This is a genomic window from Streptomyces sp. NPDC001549 (assembly GCF_042894025.1).
Lineage (GTDB): Bacteria > Actinomycetota > Actinomycetes > Streptomycetales > Streptomycetaceae > Streptomyces > Streptomyces kutzneri.
Genome location: NZ_JBIAVJ010000005.1, coordinates 266,532 through 289,344 on the forward strand (window position 1 = coordinate 266,532; position 22,813 = coordinate 289,344).

17 protein-coding genes are annotated in these 22,813 nt (G+C 70.8%); 6 read left to right on the plus strand and 11 right to left on the minus strand.

Annotation, left to right across the window (positions count from 1 at the left end; translation table 11 throughout):
• Positions 1–6 precede the first annotated feature (6 nt).
• From ACFY04_RS11355 to ACFY04_RS11375, 5 genes are all read right to left on the minus strand, one after another.
• Positions 7–930, minus strand: coding sequence for an ABC transporter permease (locus ACFY04_RS11355; RefSeq protein WP_389115774.1), 924 nt, complete (start codon positions 928–930; stop codon positions 7–9).
• A gap of 23 nt (positions 931–953) precedes the next feature.
• Positions 954–1,880 (minus strand): ABC transporter permease, encoded by a 927-nt coding sequence (locus ACFY04_RS11360; RefSeq protein ID WP_389115775.1) that lies wholly within the window; start codon positions 1,878–1,880, stop codon positions 954–956.
• A 197-nt stretch (positions 1,881–2,077) separates the two neighbouring features.
• Positions 2,078–3,730, minus strand: a complete 1,653-nt coding sequence (locus tag ACFY04_RS11365) for an ABC transporter substrate-binding protein (protein WP_389115777.1) — start codon at positions 3,728–3,730, stop codon at positions 2,078–2,080.
• A 482-nt stretch (positions 3,731–4,212) separates the two neighbouring features.
• Complete coding sequence (gene typA / locus ACFY04_RS11370) at positions 4,213–6,117, minus strand: translational GTPase TypA (RefSeq protein ID WP_266380445.1); 1,905 nt, start codon at positions 6,115–6,117, stop codon at positions 4,213–4,215.
• Between the two features lie 334 nt (positions 6,118–6,451).
• Entirely contained in the window at positions 6,452–8,773 is a 2,322-nt protein-coding gene (locus ACFY04_RS11375; protein WP_389115779.1) for an ABC transporter family substrate-binding protein, read from the minus strand.
• 346 nt (positions 8,774–9,119) lie between these two features.
• Here ACFY04_RS11375 and ACFY04_RS11380 point away from each other — a divergent pair, with 346 nt between their 5' ends.
• From ACFY04_RS11380 to ACFY04_RS11405, 6 genes are all read left to right on the plus strand, one after another.
• A complete protein-coding gene (locus ACFY04_RS11380; protein ID WP_389115781.1) occupies positions 9,120–9,344 on the plus strand; it encodes a hypothetical protein in 225 nt (74 codons plus the stop codon).
• Between the two features lie 102 nt (positions 9,345–9,446).
• Positions 9,447–10,271, plus strand: a complete 825-nt coding sequence (locus tag ACFY04_RS11385) for a hypothetical protein (protein ID WP_389115783.1) — start codon at positions 9,447–9,449, stop codon at positions 10,269–10,271.
• A gap of 1 nt (position 10,272) precedes the next feature.
• Entirely contained in the window at positions 10,273–12,189 is a 1,917-nt protein-coding gene (locus tag ACFY04_RS11390) for a fumarate reductase/succinate dehydrogenase flavoprotein subunit (protein ID WP_389115784.1), read from the plus strand.
• Complete coding sequence (locus ACFY04_RS11395) at positions 12,186–12,965, plus strand: succinate dehydrogenase/fumarate reductase iron-sulfur subunit (RefSeq protein WP_389115786.1); 780 nt, start codon at positions 12,186–12,188, stop codon at positions 12,963–12,965. The genes ACFY04_RS11390 and ACFY04_RS11395 overlap by 4 nt, the downstream gene beginning before the upstream one ends.
• A 128-nt stretch (positions 12,966–13,093) precedes the next feature.
• Positions 13,094–15,214, plus strand: coding sequence for a TPM domain-containing protein (locus ACFY04_RS11400; protein ID WP_389115788.1), 2,121 nt, complete (start codon positions 13,094–13,096; stop codon positions 15,212–15,214).
• A 37-nt stretch (positions 15,215–15,251) separates the two neighbouring features.
• Complete coding sequence (locus ACFY04_RS11405; protein ID WP_389115790.1) at positions 15,252–15,971, plus strand: PspA/IM30 family protein; 720 nt, start codon at positions 15,252–15,254, stop codon at positions 15,969–15,971.
• A gap of 118 nt (positions 15,972–16,089) precedes the next feature.
• Here the strand turns inward: ACFY04_RS11405 and ACFY04_RS11410 are convergent, their stop codons facing one another.
• From ACFY04_RS11410 to ACFY04_RS11435, 6 genes are all read right to left on the minus strand, one after another.
• Positions 16,090–18,708, minus strand: coding sequence for a SpoIIE family protein phosphatase (locus ACFY04_RS11410; RefSeq protein WP_389115792.1), 2,619 nt, complete (start codon positions 18,706–18,708; stop codon positions 16,090–16,092).
• 200 nt (positions 18,709–18,908) lie between these two features.
• Positions 18,909–19,337: an ATP-binding protein gene (locus ACFY04_RS11415; protein WP_389115794.1), complete on the minus strand. Its 429-nt coding sequence runs from the start codon at positions 19,335–19,337 to the stop codon at positions 18,909–18,911.
• A 153-nt stretch (positions 19,338–19,490) separates the two neighbouring features.
• A complete protein-coding gene (locus tag ACFY04_RS11420) occupies positions 19,491–19,901 on the minus strand; it encodes a (deoxy)nucleoside triphosphate pyrophosphohydrolase (protein ID WP_314243635.1) in 411 nt (136 codons plus the stop codon).
• Positions 19,902–19,940: 39 nt separating this feature from the next.
• Positions 19,941–20,126, minus strand: coding sequence for an SPOR domain-containing protein (locus ACFY04_RS11425; RefSeq protein ID WP_030012541.1), 186 nt, complete (start codon positions 20,124–20,126; stop codon positions 19,941–19,943).
• Between the two features lie 442 nt (positions 20,127–20,568).
• Positions 20,569–21,321: a GntR family transcriptional regulator gene (locus tag ACFY04_RS11430; RefSeq protein ID WP_389115795.1), complete on the minus strand. Its 753-nt coding sequence runs from the start codon at positions 21,319–21,321 to the stop codon at positions 20,569–20,571.
• Between the two features lie 137 nt (positions 21,322–21,458).
• Positions 21,459–22,625, minus strand: a complete 1,167-nt coding sequence (locus ACFY04_RS11435; protein ID WP_389115798.1) for a DUF4190 domain-containing protein — start codon at positions 22,623–22,625, stop codon at positions 21,459–21,461.
• Positions 22,626–22,813: the final 188 nt, after the last annotated feature.

Consider the following 22,813-nt stretch of genomic DNA (forward strand, 5'->3'; position numbering starts at 1 on the left):
GCGGCCCTACCGGAGCTTCGGGTCGAGCGCGTCACGCAGGCCGTCGCCGACGAAGGCGAAGCCGAGCACGGTGACGACGACGAACAGGCTCGGGAAGTACCAGAGATAGTCATTGACGCCGATGAAGCCCTGTCCGGCCGCCAGCATGTTGCCCCACTCGGGGACGTCGACGGGGACGCCGGCGCCGAGGAAGGAGAGCGCCGCCACGCCGACGATCGTGGTGCCGACGTTGAAGGTCGCGTAGACCAGCACGGCGGTCAGCGAGTTGGGCAGGATGTGCGTCCGCACGACGCGCCAGCCACTGGCGCCCAGCGCCTTGGCCGCGTGGACGTAGTCCATCTCGCGCACCGACAGGATCGAGCTGCGCAGGAGCCTGGACACGGTGGCCCAGGAGAAGATCGCCAGCGAGATGACCACCGGGGTGATGCCACGGCCGGTGACCAGGATGATGACGATGGCGCCGATCATCAGCGGGAACGCGAGGAAGACGTCCGCGACGCGCATGACCAGGGTGTCTGCGAAGCCGGCGAAGTAACCGGCGATGGCGCCGAGGGCGACACCGATCAGCACCGCGAAGAAGATCGAGGCGAGGCCGACGAACATGGCCACGCGGGTGCCGACTATGAGGCGCGAGAACATGTCGCGGCCCAGGGCGTCCGTACCCATCCAGTGCGTGCCGTTGGGCGACACGAGGGTGTTCTCCAAGTCCTGCGCCCCCGGGTCGAAGGGGGTGAGGTAGTCGCCGAAGATGGCGGTCAGGAACAGCGCGGAGATGATGACGAGGCCGACGACGGCCAGCTTGTTCTGGACGAAGCGGTGACGGATCTCGCCCCACTGACTCAGTTGCTTGGGTCGGGGTTCGGCCAGGGCCGAAGCGGACGACACGGGGTTCTCGTCCCCGATCGCCGGGCTCGTTGCGAGCTCAGACATGAGGAAATCCTCCTTGGGGGCGGTCAGCTGAGGCGGATACGCGGGTCGAGGGCCGCGTACAGCAGGTCCACGATGAGGCTGAGGACGACGAAGATGGCGACGCTGTATGTCACGACGCCGATCACGATCGGGTTGTTCTGCTGCTGAATCGCCTGAACCAGTGCCAGACCGACACCGTCCCAGTTGAAGATCGCCTCAGTGATGAGCGCACCACCGAGAAGTGCACCGAACGAGATACCCAGGTAGGTGACCACGGGGATGGACGAGTTGCGCAGCACGTGCTTGAACAGCACGCGGCGGCGCGGAAGTCCCTTGGCCACGGCCGTCTTCACGTAGTCCGCGCGCAGCACCTCCAGCATCGTGCCGCGGGTGAGGCGGGCGACGAACGCGATGTCCGTGATGGCGAGGGTGACCGCGGGAAGGATCATGCCGTTGAGCTGATCGCCGCCGATCGGGGGGAACCAACCGAGTTCCACGGCGAAGTACTTCTTGAGCAGCATGCCGATGACGAAGGTTGGGAAACCGACCGCCATGGTCGTAAAAAATGTCGTGGTCATGTCCAGGATGCTGTATCTGTAGAGCGCGGCGATGATGCCCACGCCCATACCGAACACCGTGACGAGAGCGATGGCCAGCAGGGCCAGCTTCGCGGTGTTCTGCAGCTTGGGACCGAGGATTTCGGACACCTCGCGGCGCTGGATGAAGTCCTCGCCGAGGTCTCCGGTCGCAACCTTGGTCACGTAGTTCACGTACTGCTCGGGCAGCGACTTGTCGAGCCCGTAACGTGCCTTCAGTTCCGCGACCACTGCGGGGTCACGTGCCTTGTCACTGCCCGCGATCGAACCCACGGGATCGCCGGGGAGAACGAACAGACACGCGAACAGAACCATGGTCGCGCCGATGAGGACTATGACCATCTGCCCGAGGCGACGGGCGACGTACCTTCCCATGTTTTGCCTCTCTACCTGGCCGCTTCTGGGAGCAGCGGCCTCCGGCCCAAGGAACGGGCCGGCTCTCGGCCTGCGGGGATTGCCCGCGGATGTGAGGGGTGCCGAAGTAAAAACGGCCTGCCGAGCGGGGCCGCGGCCCACCGGTCACCCGGGGGCCGCGGCACGTTCGCTCCTGACGGATATACCGTCCGAACCGATTACTTCTTGAGCGAGATCTTCTCGAGGATCGGGTCCTCGTTGAAGTTGATGTCGTCCAGACCGTTGAACTTGTCCGTCGCCATCAGGCGGAACTGGGAGCGGTTGAAGGTCGGGATGAGGGCCATGTCGTCCATGGCCATCTTCTCGGCCTGCTTGTACATCGCCAGTCGCGCGGCCTCGTCCTTGGTGGCGCGGGCCGTGTCGATCAGCTTGTCGAACTCGGGGTTGTTGTAACGGACGCGGTTGTCACCGGTCACGTTGCCCTCGGCGTCCTTGGACATCGAGGTCGAGTGCAGCAGCGGGAACAGGAAGTTCTCCGGGGTCGGGTAGTCCGCGCCCCACGCGAAGCGGTAGATACCGGTCGCGCTGGAACCCTGCTGCTCCTTGAGCATGCCCGGGAAGTCCTTGCCGTCCAGCTTGACCTTGACGCCGAGAACGTCCTCGAGCTGCTTCGCGATGGCCTGGACCCACTCTTCGTGGCCCGCACCGGTGTTGAAGCTGAACTTGATCTCGGTACCCGGCTTCAGGCCGCCCTTCTCGGCGTGCTCCTTGGCCTTGGCGACGTCCTGCTTGACGCAGGAGACGCACAGGTCCTTCTGGAACGCCTTCGGGAACGACGGCGGCACGATGGTGGTCGACGGGGTCTGGAAGCCCTGGAAGACACCCTTGGCGATGGCCTGACGGTCGATCGCGTAGGAGATCGCCAGACGGGCGTCCTTGTTGTTCGTCGGACCGTTGTCACCGATCGGCAGAACGAAGTTCATGCCGCTGGTGTCCTTGGCGAACCACTTGTTCTGCGGCTTGTACTTCGCCTCGGCCGTCTTCAGCATCGGCGTCGGGATGTGCGCGTAGTCGAAGGTGCCGGCCTGGAAGCCGTCGTACTCGAGCTGCTGCGCGGTCTTGTCGTTGAGGAGGGTGACCTGGACCTTGCCCAGGGACGCCTTCTCCAGCCCGTAGGTGTCGTTGCGGACGAGGTTGATCGCCTTGTTGTGGTCCCACGCACCGTCCATCTTGAACGGACCGTTGCCGATGGGGGACTCGCCGAACGCCTTGTCCTCTTCGCCGACCTTGGCGACCTTCGGGACCGGGCTGTAGGCGTTGTGCGCCGTCTTCAGGACGAACTCGCAGTCCGCCTTGGACAGGTCCACCTTGATGGTGGTCGGATCCGGCGTGGTGACACCGGAGAAGGTCTTGGCGGAGCCGTCCTGCAGCTCGGCGTAACCCTTGATGCCGGCGAAGTGGTACGCCACGTCGGACGCGGCCGCCTTGTGCGCGGCACGGGCCCAACCACGGGCGAACGACTCGGCGTCGACGACCTCGCCGTTGGAGAACTTGGTGTCGGGCTTGATCTTGAAAGTGAAGGACGTGCAGCTATCGTCCGACGTCGCCGACTCGGCGAGCGCGGGCTCGGCCAGGCCGTCCGGCGTGTTGCCGTACAGGCCGGTGAACAGGGCGTTGGCCAGCAGCACGCCGGTGGACTCGTGGGCACGCCCCGGGTCGATGGTGTCCGGCTCGGTGCTACCGAGCCGGAACACGCCACCGTTGGCGCTGCCCTTGTCCTTGCTGTCACCGTCACCGCCGCCACAGGCGGTAGCGGCCAGGGCGACGACAACCGCGCCCACGACCCACTTGGCGCTCTTGGCACCGCGCATGGGTTTCCTCCTCATGAGTCCACTGATCGACTTGAGGGGCAGAAAAACCTCGCCGACACCCCTGACGGCGAGCAATTTCCCTGCCCATAGTGTGCTCGTGAGTCGGCGCGATCCCCACATCGCGTGACCCATTGACCCGAGCTCAATGGAGCCATCCTCAGGGACTGTCAGGCCGTAAACCACACTTAAGTGGTCTCGTTTTCACAACATCGATCCGCGTCAGAAACCCGAAATCCGGACAAACGGATAGGAGACAGACACGTGCGAAACGGACGGTTGGTCCATCTTCCGGAGTGTCACGGTCGGTATACGGACACCTGAACGCAAAAATCCGCTTGACAGAAGCGAACAGCCCCTCCCGTCACGGACTCCGTGACGGGAGGGGCTGCTGCACTACCAGGGCCCTGTGGCCGACGGCGACCGCCACGGCCGCCGCCCGAGCAAACGCGGGCTAGCGCGGGCGAACGGCCGTACGGCTACTGCTACTTGGCGGACTTGGCGCGCGACGCGGTGCGCGAGCGGTCCTTCTGGTCCAGGACGACCTTGCGGATACGGACGGCCTCCGGGGTCACCTCGACGCACTCGTCGTCGCGGCAGAACTCCAGGGACTGCTCCAGGGAGAGCTTGCGGGGCGGCACCACGTTCTCCGTGTTGTCCGCGGAAGCCGCACGCATGTTGGTGAGCTTCTTCTCCTTGGTGATGTTCACGTCCATGTCGTCGGAGCGCGAGTTCTCGCCGACGATCATGCCCTCGTACACCTCGGTGCCGGGGTCGGTGAACAGGACGCCGCGCTCCTGCAGGTTGATCATCGCGAAAGGCGTGACCGAACCGGCGCGGTCCGCGACCAGCGAACCGTTGTTACGGGTGACCAGCGGGCCGAACCACGGCTCGTGGCCCTCGTGGATCGAGTGGGCGATACCGGTACCGCGCGTGCCCGTCAGGAACTCGGTACGGAAGCCGATGAGGCCGCGCGACGGGACGACGAACTCCATGCGGACCCAGCCGGAGCCGTGGTTCGACATGTTGTCCATGCGGCCCTTGCGGACGCCCATGAGCTGCGTGACCGCACCCATGTGCTCCTCGGGGACGTCGATCGTCATGCGCTCGACCGGCTCGTGCACCTTGCCGTCGACCTCCTGCGTGACCACCTGCGGCTTGCCGATGGTCAGCTCGAAGCCCTCGCGGCGCATCTGCTCGACCAGGATGGCGAGCGCGAGCTCACCACGGCCCTGGACCTCCCAGGCGTCGGGACGCTCGGTCTCCAGGACGCGCAGCGAGACGTTACCGACCAGCTCGCGGTCCAGACGGTCCTTGACCTGGCGGGCGGTGACCTTGCGGTCCTTGACGGCGGACTTGGCGTCCGCGCCCTTGCCGCTGCCGCCGCGGCCGACCATCGGGGAGGTGTTCGTACCGATGGTCATGGAGATCGCCGGCTCGTCCACCGAGATCAGCGGGAGCGCGATCGGGTTCTCCGGGTCGGCCAGGGTCTCGCCGATCATGATCTCGGGGAAACCGGCGACCGCGCAGATGTCACCCGGGCCCGCGACCTCGGCCGGCTTGCGGGTGAGCGCCTCGGTCATCATCAGCTCGGTGATGCGGACGTTGGAGATGGAGCCGTCACGCTTGATCCACGCGACGGTCTGGCCCTTGCGCAGCTCGCCCTGCTCGACGCGCACCAGCGCGATGCGGCCGAGGAAGTTGTCGGCGTCCAGGTTGGTGACGTGGGCCTGGAGGGGGGCCTCCTCGTCGTACACCGGGGCGGGGACGTGCTCCAGGATGGTGGAGAAGAACGGCTCCAGGTTGGTGCTGTCCGCCGGGACGGTGCCGTCCTCGGGCTTGGTCAGCGAGGCAACGCCGTCACGGCCGCAGGCGTAGACGATCGGGAACTCGATCTGGTCCTCGTCCGCGTCCAGGTCCAGGAAGAGGTCGTACGTCTCGTTGACGACCTCGTCGATCCGGGAGTCCGGGCGGTCGGTCTTGTTGATGCAGAGGATGACCGGCATCTTCGCCTGCAGGGCCTTGCGCAGGACGAAGCGGGTCTGGGGCAGCGGACCCTCGGAGGCGTCCACCAGCAGAACGACGGCGTCCACCATCGACAGACCGCGCTCGACCTCACCACCGAAGTCGGCGTGGCCGGGGGTGTCGATGATGTTGATCGTGATCGGGGCCCCGCCGTCCTTGGGGTGATACTTCACCGCCGTGTTCTTGGCGAGGATCGTGATGCCCTTCTCACGCTCCAGGTCGTTCGAGTCCATCATGCGGTCGTCGAGGTGCTGGTGGGCGGCGAAGGCACCGGCCTGCTTGAGCATGGCATCGACGATGGTCGTCTTGCCATGGTCGACGTGGGCGACGATGGCGACGTTACGGATGTCGTGGCGCGTGGGCACTTCGGCGCTTCTCCCGGGATCGTGGATGGCGTCGCGTACGGTCCGGCACGCGCGCCTCGGCCGGGCGAAAACCTGCCACGGCCTTACCCCATGGTACGTCGAGTGGCGGGAACCGCCTGCCGGGGGTCTGTCAAGAGGCCGGATGCATGAGTGCGGCCGAGGGTTGCGTGGGGTGCCCCGACCGCCGTTCCGGCCGGTATTCACGCGGGTCAACGGGTATGCACGACCTTGCCCGCCGGGTGATCCGGCGGGCAAGGGACTTGAGTCACATCTGAGCTTGCGACCCTGCGGTCAACCAGACAGGCACCGCTTTGTCACCACTTCTTCTCCCCCGCTACTTCTTCTTCTCCTTCGCGGTCGGCGCCTTCCTCCAGCCGATGTCCTGGTAGCGGGGGGCGCCGAGACCGAAGGCGCCGGCGTTGGCGAGACCCGGCTTGACCGCCACCAGCTCGGGGCGCTGGAAGAGCGGGATGGAGCCCGCCGCGGCCCAGATCCGGGCGTCCGCCTTGCGCATCAGCTCACGGGACTGCTCCTCGTTCAGCTCGCCGACCGCCTGATCGAACAACTGGTCGATGTGGTCGGTGCCGACCCGTGTGTAGTTCTGTTCGACGAGGAGCGAGCCGTCCGCGGCCGGCTCCGGCTTCGCGAAGATGGGCCGGGCGTCGGTGGCCGGGTAGGCCGTCGCGGGCCAGGAGTACAGGGCCAGGTCGTACTGGCCGGAGGCGATGTGGTCCTTGAAGAAGCTGTCGTCGGCCACCTTGATCGTCTCGGTGTTCACGCCGACCTTGCGGAGCATCCCCGCGATCCGCTCGCCGACCGTGCGCAGGGACTCCGAGCCGGGCCCCGCCGGGAGGACGAAGCGCAGGCTGAGCGCCTTGCCGTCCTTGGCGAGCATGTTTCCGGAGGTGCGGACGGGCTGCTTGGCGGGGGCCGGGGCCGGGGAGGCCTTCGCGGGGTCGGCCGCGTCGCCTTCGCGGGCCGGGACCCCCTTGCCGTCGTCGGCGGCCTCCGCCCGGGCGGCCCGGGCGACCTGGGCCGCCTGGGCGAGCAGGGACGCCCGCTGCTCGGCCCCGAAGGGAGCCGGGGCCAGCACCGGGGACGGCCCGTCCTGGGCCCCCGCCGGGACCGTGCCGTCCTCCGGGCGGTCGGCGGCCGCCGACCGCGGCTCGCCGTTGGCCCCGTCGTCCTGGCCCACGATGTAGAGCCCGTCGTTTCCGGTGCCCGGGCCCGACGGGGTCTTCGAGTCGTCCTGCGGCGCGCTCTCCGGGCCCGCCTTGGCGCCCACGGGCTCGGTGATCTTGCCGCCCTTGCGCCAGCCCGCGTCCGCGAACAGGGCCTGGGCCGCTTGCGTGTCCTGGCCGCCGAGCGCGTCGCTGTTGTCGGCGTACGCCCGCTGCCCGGCCAGGGCCAGGTGGCTGCCGACCGGCTTCGCGGGCAGGCCCAGCGGCTTGAGCACGACCTCGGCCAGCGCCTTGCGGTCCAGCGCCCGGGCCACCGCCCGGCGCACCCGCTCGTCCGCCAGCGGGCCGGAGGCCCCGTTGATCGCGAGCTGGGTGTAGGCCGGCTCCAGGGACTTCCGTACGGTGAAGGCCTTCAGCGCCGCCTGCTCGTCCGCGTACCGCTTGACCGAGGCGAGGTGCTTCTGGCGGCTCTCCGTCTCCGCCGCCGCCTTCTCCTCGTCCGCCCCGAAGGCGGTCGCCCACGAGAGCGTGGCCTGCGCCGGCGTCAGCGCGGCCCCCGGGCCGTGGGCCGGGGCGCCGCCCGCGCCCGGGCCGTTCTTGGCGGCCGCGTCCCGGCGGGCCAGTGCGATCCGGTCGGCCCCGGCCCGGTCGATCTCCGCCAGATCGATCTTTCCGGCGGCCAGCGCCGCCGGGCGCTCGGCCCGCGGGACCGCCGTCAGGACGAGCGTGTCCAGCTTGGCCGGACGGCCCCACCAGCGCGCGTTGCGGGTCAGGGCGGCGGTACCGGTCTTCTTGTCGATCGCGCCCAGCCCGAAGGGTCCGGCGGTGATCTTCAGCGCGCCCCGGGCACCCTCGTTGAAGGCGTCCGGCGTACCGGTGACCTGCTTGGGGTAGAGCGGGGTGAAGAGGGAGCGCCAGTCGGCGTACGGCTTGTTGAAGGTGACCCTGACCTCCAGATCGGTCTTGCCCTTCTCGATCTTCTCGATCCGCTCGTAGCCGGCGTTGCGCGCCGTCCAGTACGCCGAGTCCTTGCCGTTCAGGGCCCGCCACTGCGCCACGAAGTCGGCGGCGCCGATCTCGCGCCCGTCGCTCCACACCGCCTTCTGGTTCAGCTTGTACTGGACGACCTGCTTCGGCTCCCGCTCGATGACCTCGGCCTTCTCCAGGTAGTCCGGGTTGGCCACCGGCCGCCCCTTGGCGTCCAGCACGAAGAGCTGGGGCAGGACGGCGCCGGCGATCCTGTTGGTGGTGGCGTCCGCGTCGGCCTGGAAGGTGTTGAGGGTGCCCGGGAGCGTGTCCACCGCCCAGCGCACCACACCCCCGTCCGCGACCTTGTCACGGGTGGTCGTGGCGATGTCCTGTCCTGCGGCGGCCTGACCGCCCTCGTCGTCACCCGCGCCGCAGCCCGTGAGCAGCGGCAGTGCGAGGACTCCCGAGGTCAGGAGCGCCAAGGACCTGCGCCTTCTCTGGGACATGGGTGGTACCTCCGGGGCGGGGCGTGGGGGAAGCATGATCACGTTCGGCGGTATATGGAGCTGATCACACCGGTTGCCGGAACCCACTGAAATAGACGGTCCGCCGCACCCCTCGCAGCCGCCTCTCGCCACGCCGCGAACCCCACCCGTGCGGACCAATCCCCCTTGCGCGACAGGAGGCGTTCCCCCGGGAGAGGGATGACAATGGGGGGCAGGGAGGGGCGCACGGTTCGCGCCTGCGCGCCCGCAATCGCTGCACGTCCCTTCACAACGGGGGACGGGAAGCGCGACACTCGCAGGCGCACATGAGCGTTGCCACCGCACCTGGCGGAAGTGAGGGCAAATCATGTCCCTGCAAGACGATCTGAGTGCCGTACGGCGCAACCTGGACGAGCTGACGCGCAAGGTCGAGCGGCTGGAACAGCGGGCCGCCCGGCAGAAGCCGTCGACGACGGCGGCGGGTCCGGACCCGTCCCGGATGGTGACGGTCCCGGACACCCCGTACGACAGCTCCCTGTGGACGGACTCCGACGACGAGGGCCTGGGCGCCCGCGACCGCCACGCCCCCTGAGGCAGCCCGTCACGGACACGCATCCACCCACGCCCCGTCCGGTCCGGCCGTCCGCGGCCGGACCGGCCGGGGCACCCCTCATCACTCCTCCCGGAGTCTTCTTTGGCCACAGGCACGGAACGACCCCAGCAGCGGCCCGGCGGCGTCCACGACGCCTCACGGGCCGCGATCACGGCCCGGCACCTGCGGACCGACCGGTGGTGGCTGGCCCCCGCCGGCACCGCGGCCGGGCTCTTCGCCTTCATCGTCTACTCGACCTGGCGGGCCTTCGCGAACGCCGACTACTACGCGGCCCCGTACGTCTCCCCCTTCTACTCCCCGTGTCTCGCGGAGAACTGCGTCCCGATGAAGGGCGGGCCCAACTGGGAGATCTTCGGCAGCTGGTGGGTCCTCTCCCCCGCCCTGCTGATCCTGATCTTCCCGCTCGGCTTCCGGCTGACCTGCTACTACTACCGCAAGGCCTACTACCGGGGCTTCTGGGCCTCACCGCCCGCCTGCGCCGTCGCCGAACCGCACACGAGGTACACCGGCGAGACCCGTTTCCCGCTGATCCTCCAGAACGCGCACCGGTACTTCTTCTACACGGCGGTCCCGGTCGCGGGCATCCTCACGTACGACACGGTGCTGACCTTCCGCGACGAGCACTACGCCTGGGGCCACATGGGCCTCGGGACCCTGCTGTTCCTGGTCAACATCACGCTGATCTGGGCCTACACCCTGTCCTGTCACTCCTGCCGCCACATCATGGGCGGCCGGCTCAAACACTTCTCGAAGCACCCGGTGCGCTACCGGCTCTGGGGCTGGATCAGCCGGCTCAACGCCCGCCACATGCAGCTGGCGTGGGCCTCCCTGATCAGCGTGGCCCTGTGCGACTTCTACGTGTACCTGCTGGCCAGCGGCGCCTTCACCGACCCGAGGATTTTCTGAGATGGCTCAAGTGGAACGGCAGCAGTGGGACGTGGTCGTGGTCGGCGCGGGCGGCGCCGGGCTGCGCGCCGCGATCGAGGCCCGCGAGCGCGGCGCCCGTACGGCCGTGATCTGCAAGTCCCTGTTCGGCAAGGCCCATACGGTGATGGCGGAGGGCGGGATCGCCGCCTCCATGGGCAACGTCAACGAGGGCGACAACTGGCAGGTGCACTTCCGCGACACCATGCGCGGGGGCAAGTTCCTCAACCAGTGGCGGATGGCGGAACTCCACGCGAAGGAGGCCCCGGACCGGGTCTGGGAGCTGGAGACCTGGGGCGCGCTCTTCGACCGGACGCCCGACGGGAAGATCTCCCAGCGCAACTTCGGCGGGCACGAGTACCCGCGCCTCGCGCACGTCGGCGACCGCACCGGCCTGGAGCTGATCCGCACGCTCCAGCAGAAGATCGTCCAGCTCCAGCAGGAGGACTTCAAGGAGTTCGGGGACTACGAGGCCCGGCTCAAGGTCTTCCAGGAATGCACGGTCACCAGGGTCCTCAAGGACAGGCAGCGGGTCTCGGGGACCTTCTGCTACGAACGCGAGTCCGGCCGCTTCTTCGTGCTGGAGGCCCCGGCGGTCGTCCTCGCCACGGGCGGGATCGGCAAGTCCTTCAAGACCACCTCCAACTCCTGGGAGTACACGGGCGACGGCCACGCGCTGGCCCTGCTCGCGGGCGCGCCCCTGCTCAACATGGAGTTCGTGCAGTTCCACCCGACCGGCATGGTCTGGCCGCCGTCGGTCAAGGGCATCCTCGTCACCGAGTCCGTGCGCGGTGACGGCGGGGTGCTGCGCAACTCCGAGGGCAAGCGGTTCATGTTCGACTACGTCCCCGACGTCTTCAAGGAGAAGTACGCGGAGTCGGAGGCGGAGGGCGACCGCTGGTACGAGGACCCGGACCACAACCGGCGCCCGCCCGAGCTGCTGCCGCGCGACGAGGTGGCGCGGGCGATCAACTCCGAGGTGAAGGCGGGCCGCGGCTCACCGCACGGCGGGGTCTTCCTCGACGTGTCCACCCGGATGCCGGCCGAGAGGATCAAGCGGCGGCTCCCGTCGATGTACCACCAGTTCAAGGAGCTGGCGGACGTGGACATCACGGCGGAGCCGATGGAGGTGGGCCCGACCTGCCACTACGTGATGGGCGGGATCGCGGTCGACTCGGAGTCCGCCGCCACCGTCGGGGTGCCGGGGCTGTTCGCGGCGGGCGAGGTCGCGGGCGGGATGCACGGCTCGAACCGGCTCGGCGGCAACTCCCTCTCCGACCTGCTGGTCTTCGGACGGCGGGCCGGGCTGCACGCGGCGCGGTACGCCGCGTCCGCCGCGTCGGCCACGTCCGCCGGACGCCCGGCGGTCGCCCAGTCGGAGATCGACGCGGCGGCGACGGAGGCGCTGGCCCCCTTCCACGCCGCCGAGGGCGCGGAGAACCCGTACACGCTCCACCGGGAACTGCAGACGACCATGAACGACCTCGTCGGCATCATCCGGCGCGCGGGCGAGATGACCGAGGCGCTGGAGAAGCTCGCGACCCTGCGCGTACGGGCCAACCGGGCCGGCGTCGAGGGACACCGGCAGTTCAACCCCGGCTGGCACCTCGCCCTGGACCTGCGGAACATGCTGCTGGTCAGCGAGTGCGTGGCCCGCGCGGCCCTGGAGCGCACCGAGAGCCGGGGCGGGCACACCCGCGAGGACTGCCCGTCGATGGAGCGCGGCTGGCGTCCGGTGAACCTGCTGTGCCGGCCGGTGGACCCGGCGCCGGCGGACCCGGCCGCCGACCGGATCGCCCTCGAACGGACCCGCACCGAGCCCATCCGTCCCGACCTGCTCGCGCTCTTCGAGAAGGAAGAGCTGGTCAAGTACCTCGCCGAAGAGGAGCTCTACCAATGAGTACGTACGACGCGAGCTTCCGGATCTGGCGGGGCGACGCGGAGGGCGGGGAACTGCGGGACTTCACCGTCGAGGTGCACGACGGGGAGGTGGTCCTGGACATCGTCCACCGGCTCCAGGCCACCCAGGCCTCCGACCTGGCGGTGCGCTGGAACTGCAAGGCGGGCAAATGCGGCTCGTGCAGTGCGGAGGTCAACGGCCGGCCGCGGCTGATGTGCATGACGCGCATGTCGACCTTCGAGCGGTCCGAGACGATCACGGTCACCCCGTTGCGCGCCTTCCCCGTCGTCCGGGACCTGGTGACGGACGTGTCCTTCAACTACGCCAAGGCGCGGGAGGTCCCGGCCTTCGTGCCGCCGGAGGGGGTGGCCCCGGGTGCGTACCGGATGCAGCAGATCGACGTGGAGCGCTCGCAGGAGTTCAGGAAGTGCATCGAGTGCTTCCTGTGCCAGGACACCTGTCATGTGGTGCGTGACCACGAGGAGAACAAGGGCGCCTTCGCCGGCCCGCGCTTCCTGATGCGGGTGGCGGAGCTGGACATGCACCCGCTGGACGCGGCGGCGGAGGCGGGCCTGGACCGCAAACGCACCGCGCAGGAGGAGCACGGGCTCGGCTACTGCAACATCACCAAGTGCTGTACGGAGGTCTGCCCGGAGGGCATCAAGATCACCGACAACGCGCTGATCCCGCTGAAGGAGCGGGCGGTGGACCGCAAGTACGACCCGCTGGTGTGGCTGGGGAACAAGATCGGGCGCCGGTCCGCCGACTCCCGGTAGTCCCGGCGGCCCCGCCGCCCGCTCCCACGGCGCTCGTGCCGTTGTGGGAGCGGGCGGCGGCGTCGATGACGCTGCCGCGCCGATGACTCCGAATGCGAGGCCGCGAAACCCCCCATACCCTCCCAATTGTGATTCCGCCGAGAAGCAGGCCGCGCCGCAGGACGTTCGTACGGGCCGGGCTCGCCCTGGCGGCCGGGCTGCTCGCGGTCGGCGGCTGGGGCGCGGCCGGGGCGGCGCCCGCGTGGGCCGAGGATCCCGTCACCCTGTCCCAGCAGGGGCAGATCACCGACCGGGTGGGGGCCCTGGGCGACCGGCAGGGCGCCGTCACCGCCGCGCTCGACAAGCTGTACGCCGACCGGAAGATCCAGCTCTTCGTCGCCTACGTACAGGACTTCTCCGGGCGCTCCGCCCAGAGCTGGGCCGACGCCACCGCGCAGCGCAACGGCCTCGGCCAGAACGACGTCCTGCTGGCCGTGGCGACCGGGGCCCGCCAGTACGCCTATTCGGCGGACGTCGACTCCGGTTTCACCGAGCAGCAGCTGGCCACCGTCGCGCAGACCGCCATCGAGCCCGCCCTGAAGCAGAACGACTGGGCGGGCGCCGCCATCGGTGCGGCCAACGGCTACAACGCCGTCCTCGGTGGTCAGCCGGTCCCCGTGCCCACCATCACCCCCGGCCCGGCGGATCCCGGCGGCACGGGGAGCGGCGAGAGCGGGGCCGGGGACTTCGTGCTCCCGGTGGTCGCCGTCGGCGCGGCCGGGGCGCTCGCGGCGTACACGTACACCCGCCGCAAGCGCAGGGACGCCGCCGGGGGCGGGCGCGGTACGACGACCGGGCCGGGCTGGCCCGAGGGGGCGCCGGACCGGCTCCCGCTGCCGGAGCTGGACGCCAGGGTGAAGACCCTGCTGGTGGAGACCGACGACGCGGTCCGCACCAGCACCGAGGAACTCGGTTTCGCCTCGGCCCAGTTCGGCGAGGAGGCGGCCCGCCCCTTCGTCGCGGCCGTGGTGTACGCCAAGGACGAGCTCACGCACGCCTTCCGGCTGCGCCAGCAGCTCGACGACGCCTACCCGGAGGACGACGCGACCCGGCGCCGGATGCTGGACGAGATCGTCGCCCGGTGCACCGAGGCGAACCGGCGGCTGGACGCCGAGTCGGAGGACTTCGACCGGCTGCGGGACCTGGAGAAGAACGCCCCGCAGGCCCTGGCCTCGGTGGAGCAGGGCTACCTGGACCTGACCGGGCGCGCGGCCACCGCCGAGGCGACGCTGACCGCGCTGGCCCGGCGGTACGCGGATTCGGCGTCGGCGCCCGTCGCCTCCAACGCCGAACAGGCCAAGGACCGGCTGCTGTTCGCGGCGACCAACCTGGGCCTGGCGCACGCCGCCCTCGACGCGGGCGGGAAGGGCACGGCGGCCGTGCACGTACGGGCCGCCGAGGGCGCGGTGGACCAGGCGGCAACCCTGGTGGACGCGGTCGAGCGGCGGGCGCAGGAACTCGCGGAGGCGGCCGGGAAGCTGCCGGGTGCGCTGACCGAGACGGACACCGACCTCGCGGACGCCCGCGGACTGCTCACCGGCACCACCGAGGGCACCTCGACGGCGGACCTGCGCGGGCGGATCGGCCGCGCGGAGGCCGTACTGGCCGACGTACGGCGGGAGGAGGCGGCCAGCCGGTACGACCCGATCGACGCCCTGCGCCGGATCGAGGAGGCCGACGCGGCCCTCGACGAGGCGCTGGCCGGGGCGCGGGAACGGGAGTCGGGGCGGCAGCGGGCGGCGGACCTGCTCGACCAGGCCATGCTGGCGGCGCGCAGCTCGATCGGCGCGGCGACGGACTACATCACCACCACCCGGGGCGCGGTGGGCAGCCAGGCCCGCACCCGGCTGGCGGAGGCGGACCGGCACCTGGAACGGGCGGTGTCCCTGGCGGCTGCCGACCCGGCGGGGGCGCTGGCCGAGGCCCAGCAGGCGGACGCGCTGGCGCGGCAGGCGCAGCAGCTGGCGGAGCAGGACGTGCGGGCGTACCAGGACCCGTACGCGGGCCGGCGGTCGGGCGGCCAGGGAGGCGCCGTCCTGGGCGGGATCATCCTCGGCGAGATCCTGCGGGGCGGCGGGGGCGGTTTCGGGGGCTTCGGCGGCGGGGGCGGGGGCGGCGGCGGTTTCGGGGGCGGCGGGGGCGGCAGCGGCCCCGGCTCCTTCGGCGGCGGCGGAACCCGCGGCCGCATGGGCGGCGGCGGCCGCTTCTGACCGGCACACACATCGGCCCTGACCAGGAGAGACAACGATGAGCAAGCAGACCGTCCTCGGCCGCGTCACCCAGCTCGCCAAGGCCAACATCAACGCGCTGCTGGACCAGGCGGAGGATCCGCAGAAGATGCTGGACCAGCTGATCCGCGACTACACGAACAACATCTCGGAGGCGGAACAGGCGGTCGCGACGACGATCGGCAATCTGCGGATGCTGGAGGCGGACCACAAGGAGGACGTGGAGACGGCCGCCGAGTGGGGCGGCAAGGCCCTGGCGGCGAGCCGGAAGGCCGACGAGCTGCGGGCGGCGGGGGCGGCGGCGGACGCCGACAGGTTCGACAACCTCGCGAAGGTGGCGCTGGGCCGGCAGATCCGGTCCGAGAAGGAGGCGACGGTGGCGGAGCCGACGATCGCCGCCCAGACGGAGGTCGTCGACAAGCTCAAGTCGGGCCTGGACTCGATGCGGAACAAGCTGACGGAGCTCCAGGCGAAGCGCGACGAGCTGGTGGCCCGGGCGAAGACGGCCGAGGCGCAGAACACGATGATGGACGCGGTGAAGAACATCGACGTGATGGACCCGACGAGCGACCTGCACCGCTTCGAGGAGAAGGTGCGCCGGGAGGAGGCGATGGCGCTCGGCAAGCGGGAGCTGGCCGCGTCCTCCCTGGACGCCCAGTTCGAAGCCCTGGACGACCTCGGCAAGACCTCGGAGATCGAGGCCCGCCTGGCAGCCCTCAAATCCGGCAAGGCCGCCTGAGCCGGGGCCGGGATTCCCGCCGGCCGCTCCACGACCGGCGTCGGTGACAGCCGCCCCGCCCGACCGGGGAGGCGGCCGCCACGTGCTGTCGGCCCTTGCCCCGGCGGGCGGGAGGTGCTCAGCCGTACATGCTCAGCAGCTGTTCCGCCGACAGTTCGGTGACGGCCTCCGATGCCGCGCCGGGCAGCGGGAGTTCGAACCAGACCGTCTTGCCCCGGTGGGTGCGGCGCGTGCCCCAGCCCGCCGACAGCAGGCCGACCAGCTGGAGGCCGCGGCCGCCCTCGTCGGTGTCGCGGGCGCGGCGCCGGCGGGGCTGGACCAGGTTCGCGTCCCAGACCTCGCAGACCAGCGTGCGGTCCAGCAGCAGGCGCAGCCGGATCTCGCCCTCCCCGTAGCGCAGGGCGTTGGTGACCAGTTCGCTGACCAGCAGTTCGGTCGTGTCCAGCAGGCCCTCCAGGCCCCAGGCCGGGAGCTTGGCCCGGGCCAGTTCGCGGGCGCGGCCCACCGAGCGGGCCTCGCGCGGCAGTTGCCAGTCGCCGACCGCGTCCAGCGGCAGGCCCTGCACCCGTGCCATGAGCAGGGCGATGTCGTCCTCGCCGTGCCGGGTGTCGAGGGTGTTCAGCACGTGGTCGCAGACGTCCTCCAGCGGCCGGACCGGATCCGCGAGGGCCGCGCGCAGTCCGCGCAGCCCCTCCTCCAGGGGATGGTCGCGGGATTCCACGAGCCCGTCCGTGTAGAGGGTCAGCAGTGCGCCCTCCGGCAGGTCGACCTCGACCTCCTCGAAGGGTTCGCCGCCCACGCCCAGCGGCATCCCGGGCGGCACCTCCAGGAGCAGTGCGGGCCGCGGGACGCCGGCCTCGTCCGGGGGTTCGACCAGCACGGGCGGCATGTGGCCCGCGTTGGCGATCGTGCAGCGCCGCGTCACCGGGTCGTAGACCGCGTACACGCAGGTGGCCAGGTACACCTCGGAGCGGTCCGCGTCCCGCGAGTGCAGGGCCGCCCGGGAGGCCTGCTGGGAGCCGCCGGGGGCGCCGAGGCCGCGGGCGATCTCGTCGAGCGCGGTCAGCACCTCCGCCGGTTCGAGGTCCAGCAGCGCGAGGGTCCGTACGGCGGTGCGCAGTTCTCCCATGGCGACGGCGGCCCGCAGGCCGCGGCCCATGACGTCGCCGACGACCAGCGCGGTGCGGTGCCCGGGGAGCTCGATGACGTCGAACCAGTCGCCGCCGACCTCGGTGGCCGCGTTGCCGGGCAGGTACCGGCAGGCGATGTCGAGGCCGGCCGCCTCCGGGTCGCCGGGGGGCAGCAGGCTGCGCTGCAGGATCAGCGCCCGCTCGTGCTCGCGCCGGTAAAGGCGGGCGTTGTCGATGCACACGGCGGCCCGTGCGGCCAGTTCCACGGCCACCGCCCGGTCCCGTTCGCCGAAGGGCTCGCTGCCCTTGGTGCGGGAGAACTGCGCGAGCCCGACGACCGTGTCGTGGGCGACCAACGGCACGACCAGCGTGGACTGTACGAGGTCCTCCGGTCCGCCGCCCTCGATCAGCCGCGGCCGCGCCGTACGCAGGGCCAGCGCGCCCGGCGACGCGGCCGGGTAGCGGTGGATGTCGCCGACGGAGACCGGTGCGCCGGGACCCGACAGCGGGGCGTCCGAGACGGCGGAGGCGAAGGCCACCCGGCGCAGGGCGGCCGAGGGCGTCCGCGCGGGGCCCTGGCCGGGCAGGCTGGGCACGCCCGGGCCCTGCGGCCGGGCGGGCCGGTCGTCGTCGCCGAGCAGCAGGCCCTGGTAGAGGTCGACGGCGGCCAGGTCGCAGAAGCCGGGGACGGTGACGTCGAGGAGTTCGCGGGCGGTGGTCTCCAGGTCGAGGGAGTTCCCGATGCGGTGCCCGGCCTCGTTGAGGAGGGCCAGATTGCGCCGGACCCCGGCGGCCTCGCGGGCGGCGAGGTGGCGGCGGGTGACGTCGGTGCCGATCCCGGCGACGCCGATGGGGCGGCCGCTGCCGCCGTGGACGCGGTAGAGGTTGATGGACCAGTGGCGGTTCTCCCGGCTGCGGGGGGTGGCGCCGGTGATCCGCAGATCGGTGACCGAGTCCCCGGTGTCCAGCACCCGGCGCAGGGCTTCGGTCATCCGGTCGGCCTCGTGCGCCGGCAGGTAGTCGTGCACCGTCCGGCCGCGGTGCTCCTCGGCGGCACCCCCGAAGACGGTGGCGAACCGGCGGTTGGCCCGCTGGACGGTGAGGTCCGTGCCGAAGAGCAGGAACCCGAAGGGAGATTGGCCGAATATCGCCTGTGACGCCGCGAGGTCGGATTCGATCCGGCGCAGCGCGCGTACGTCGACGACGACACACAGCGCGGCCCGCTCGGCGGTCTCGGTCTGGGTGGGCATCACATAGATCTCGGCCACGCCGTGCGCGCCGTTCCCGCCCGGGATCCGGAAGGGGATCAGGCCCGTCCATTCCTTGCCGTCGAGGATCTCGGCGACCTTGCGGTGCGCGTCGGGACGCAGCTCGGGCGGCATGAAGGCGTCGACCGGGTCGCGTCCCACGGCCTGGGAGGCGCTCAGGCCGAAGAGTTCCTCGGCGCGCAGGCTCCATTGGTCGATGAACCCGTCGGGCCCGATCGAGAAGGAAGCGACCTTTATGTAGTCATATATCGAGCCAGGCGGACTGCTGTGCCACAGGGCGTCGTGCCATGTCTCTCGCGGCACGTCGGTCTGATGTGCCTGCGCAGGTATCTCGCTCACGCGACCGTCCCCTCCAGCTCACCGCAACCGGACCGGCCATGACCGAAGTATTCAGCACCACGGCCCCGGACGGCACGGCGTTCACGATCACAGCACGGTCTCGATGATTTCGAGCCATGTCACGCGATCTCCCCCGAGCCCCTCCCCCCGGCTGCCGCCGCGGGGTGTTTCCGGAAGGTCACACGCCACCGTTCACCTTGTTACTCACCAGGAATAGCCAATTCGAACCACACTGTCTTGCCCGATTTCCCGTGCCGGGTCCCCCAGCGCTGCGAGGAGACGGCGACCAGGTGCAGGCCACGGCCCCCCTCGTCGTCGTGGTTCGCGACCCGTTCGCGGGGCGGATCCGGAAGCGGATCGGAAACCTCCACGAGAAGCGCGGGGCCGCCCGCGGGGCCGCCGACGGCTGGATTGCGCCGTTCCAGGCGGACTCCGATGGGGCCGGAGGCGTACCGCAGGGAATTGGTGACGAGCTCGCTGACCAGCAGGACGGTCACATCGCCGACGGCCTCCAGGCCCCAGTCGTGCAAGGTGCCGCGGACGGCGTGGCGGGCCGTGCGGACGGCACCGGGCTCGGCGGGGAAGGCCCACTCGGCGCACTCACCGTCTGTGTCGATCACGCCGATCACTTCCCGGGCCAGCAGCGACCCCAGTCCGGTTCGTCGGGGACGAAAGGGGGACGAGATAGGGATTAATAGCGACATACCCGATATTTGGGGCGTCGTACCACTCGATCCCCGCCCACCGGCGCACTGTGGCGCAGTCGGCCTAGACCGCGAGCGTCACGCGCCCCCGTCACCGTCCCGGCGCAGCCGGCGCCCCGCCTCGGCGACCGCGGGGCGGTCCTGGTCCAGCCAGTCCACCGACTCCAGCTCCTCCGGCCCGAGCCAGCGCAGCTCGTCGTGGTCCTCCAGCGGGGCGGGCACCCCGGAGAGCAGCCGGGCGGTCCACACGTGCAGGACGAGCCCGGGCCGCAGGGGCCACTCCCCCGGGATCCGCTCCAGCGGCTCCGCCTCCACGCCGAGCTCCTCGCGCAGTTCGCGCACCAGCGCGTCGGGGACGGACTCACCCGGTTCGGCCTTCCCGCCCGGCAGCTCCCAGCGTCCGGCGAGCTCGGGCGGTGCGCTGCGGCGGGCGGCCAGCAGGCGCCCCTCATGACAAAGGGCTCCGCCCACGACCACTCGTACCGTCATGGGCGGAGCCTATGCCAGCGTCGCGGGGCGCTGCGACGCTCAGTTCATCGTGGCGGTCTGACCGATCCGCTCGACCCAGTAGAGCTGCTTGTGTCCTCGGTCCTCGAGGCTGTCGGCGACCTTCTGGGCCTCGGCCCGGGTGGCGTACCGACCCACCCGGTAGCGGTTGCCGTTGTCGTCCTCGCGTATGACCAGCCACGGAAGCAGCGCACCGCTGTCGTTCATTGCGTTTCACCCTCCGCCGACGTATCTGTCCGGGAAACCGCATTGCGCATATGCCCGAGCTTACGCCCGACCTTTACGGAGCGGATACGGTTTTTCACGAAGAGGTACCTCACAGGCGTACGCATCCGGCCATGCGTACGAGCGGGCCGTGCGCGCCGGTCCGAACGGGGCGCACCGGCGGCCGGGGCGGGGCCGCAGCGCCGCCGTACGGCGGGCATCCGCGCAGGTGGCGCGGAGGAAGCGGCGGGGCCGCCGGCGCGATCCCGGCCGCGGTGCGCGGGGAGCGGGTCCCGGCATGCGGACCGAACGGTCCGGGGACGCCCGGGGCCGGGACGGCGCAGGCGTCCGCCATCGCGCCGAAACCCGCCGGGTCGCGGGCGTCGCGCCGGGCGCGCGTGAACCCCCGGGCGGCGCCCGGGGGTTCACACTGCGACGGGAGCCGCTATCTCACCGGGAGGTGGTACGCCAGGCGGTAGCGGTCCGCCGGGACCACCACGTCGGCCGTCTCCACGGCGCGGCCGGAGGCGTAGTAGGTGCGGCCGATCACCAGCACCACGTGCCCCGGCACCCCGCCGAGGAGCATGTTCTCCTCCGCCAGACCGGGCCGTGCGCCGACCTCCTCGACCACGTTGTCCACGACGACGTCGATCGCGGCCATGCGGTCGACCACCCCGGAGCCGCCCAGCGGCCCTTCCTCCGGCAGCATCACCGGGGTCCGGCCGGTCACGGCCAGCGGTTCCCAGGAGGTCGACAGCATCATCGCCTCCCCCGCGTCGCGGAAGACGTACCGCGTCCGCATCACGCGCTCGCCCGGATCGATGCCGAGCCGCTCCGCGATCTCCGCGGGCGCGCCCGTCTGCTCACTGCCCGACTCCCACGTGCCGCGCGCGGCGGCATCGGCCTGCTCCTGCCGGAACGGCGTCGAGGCACCGCCCGTGCGATAGCCGGCGCGGGCGACCCGCCGCGGGACCGGCTGTTCCCGTACGTACGTGCCGGATCCGGACCGGCCCTCGACCAGTCCCTCCGCCATGAGGACCTTGCGCGCCTCCAGGGCCACGGTGTCGGAGACCCCGTACTCCTCGCGGATGCGTGCCTGAGAGGGGAGCCGGGCGTGCGGGGGCAGAGAACCGTCGACGATCTTCCGTCGCAGATCCCCGGCCACGCGCAGGTAGGCCGGCTGCTCACCGAAAGTCACTGGCCACTCCCATCAGGTTGACAGACAGCTACACCCTGGCAACCGACGGTTGAAGACCGCAAGCAAGGGCCAGAGTTTCACTCGAAGTGATGAAGCCAGGTCACCCAAACTCGTTACCCTGCGTTACCTGACCGGCGTCACACCGACTCGGCCGAAGGCCCCCCGCCGTCCCGGTCCTCCAGGTCCTCCTGGCTGTCCCGCAGCCACTGCGGAATCACCGTCGAAAGCCCGTACGCACCGCGCAGCGTCTGCTCCGTCTCCATGGACATCGCGGCCATCGCCCGGTCCCACTGCTTGTCGAACTCCTCCGGCGTCCTGGCCTGCGAGGCGCGCTGCCACTGCACACGCGCCGCCTCGATCTCCTTCAGCTGCGCCGGAACGGCCTTCTCCAGCCCCGCCCGGGCCGCGTCCCCCTGGAGGAGCTTCGCCTCGGCGCCCAGCACCGCGTGCACCTCGCGCGCCCACGCCTGGTACGCGGGCAGCTCGTCCTCCACGTCGTCCTCGGGAGGCCGGCTCATGACGAACTCGGCGGCGTTGGCGGCCCGCAGGAAGGCCGACTGCTCGGGCTTCAGCATTCCGGCGTCCTTGCGCAGACTGCCCCGCCACTCCTCTTCGGTGGTACCGATCACGCAGAGCAGCGTCCGGTCCCCCTCGCGCCAGGACCGGCGCGAGGGGGCGTAGTAGAACATCTCCGCGTACTCGGGCAGCGCCCACGTGTCCATCGCGTACTCGTCCTGGGCCTTCCAGCACGCGTCCTCGGACGCGCGGTCGGCCTCGCGCGACTCGGGAGCGTCCGGCACCTCCGGCGCCTTGGAGGCGGTGACCTCACCGTGGTGCACCCGCGCACAGTCGATCCGGTACGTCACGGGCCGGTCGTCGATCAGGTCCCCGCCGGGAACGTTGAAGCAGTCGCCCGCCCGCAGGTCGCCGAGGTCCGTGAGCTCGCCCTCGACGTCGTAGTACTCGCTCAGCGACTCGAAGCGGTCGTCGGCGGCGCTCAGGACCCGCTCGGCGGTGAACGCCAGCGCGCCGGTCATCAGCACGGACACCACCAGGCCCACGATCGCCAGGGCCTTGCCCCGGTCCCCCCGCTTCGCGATCTGCACGAGGGCCGCGATGCCGAAGGCTATGCCGAGCGGCGGCAGGCACAGCAGCCCGGACAGCAGCGACGAGAGTGCGAAGCCGTTGAGCGCCGGCGGCTGCTGTCCGTAACCGGGCGGCGGACCCCAGCCCCAGCCCTGCTGCGGGGGCGGCGGGGGCCAGGAGTGGCCCGGTCCGGGAGGAGGACTTTGCGGGGTGCTCACGGGGGCGGACTCCATCGCAGGGCGGCATCGCGGGGCGCGCCGCGGAAGGCGCGAACGAATGCGCGAAATAGTACGCAGCCGGGGCGCCCGGCAGGTCGGTCGCCCCCGCCGTCGCACACGGCCCGGCCGGCGCCCGCGGCTCCTGCGCCGTGGTGCGTGACGCCGGCCCCGGTGGCGATCACCGACGC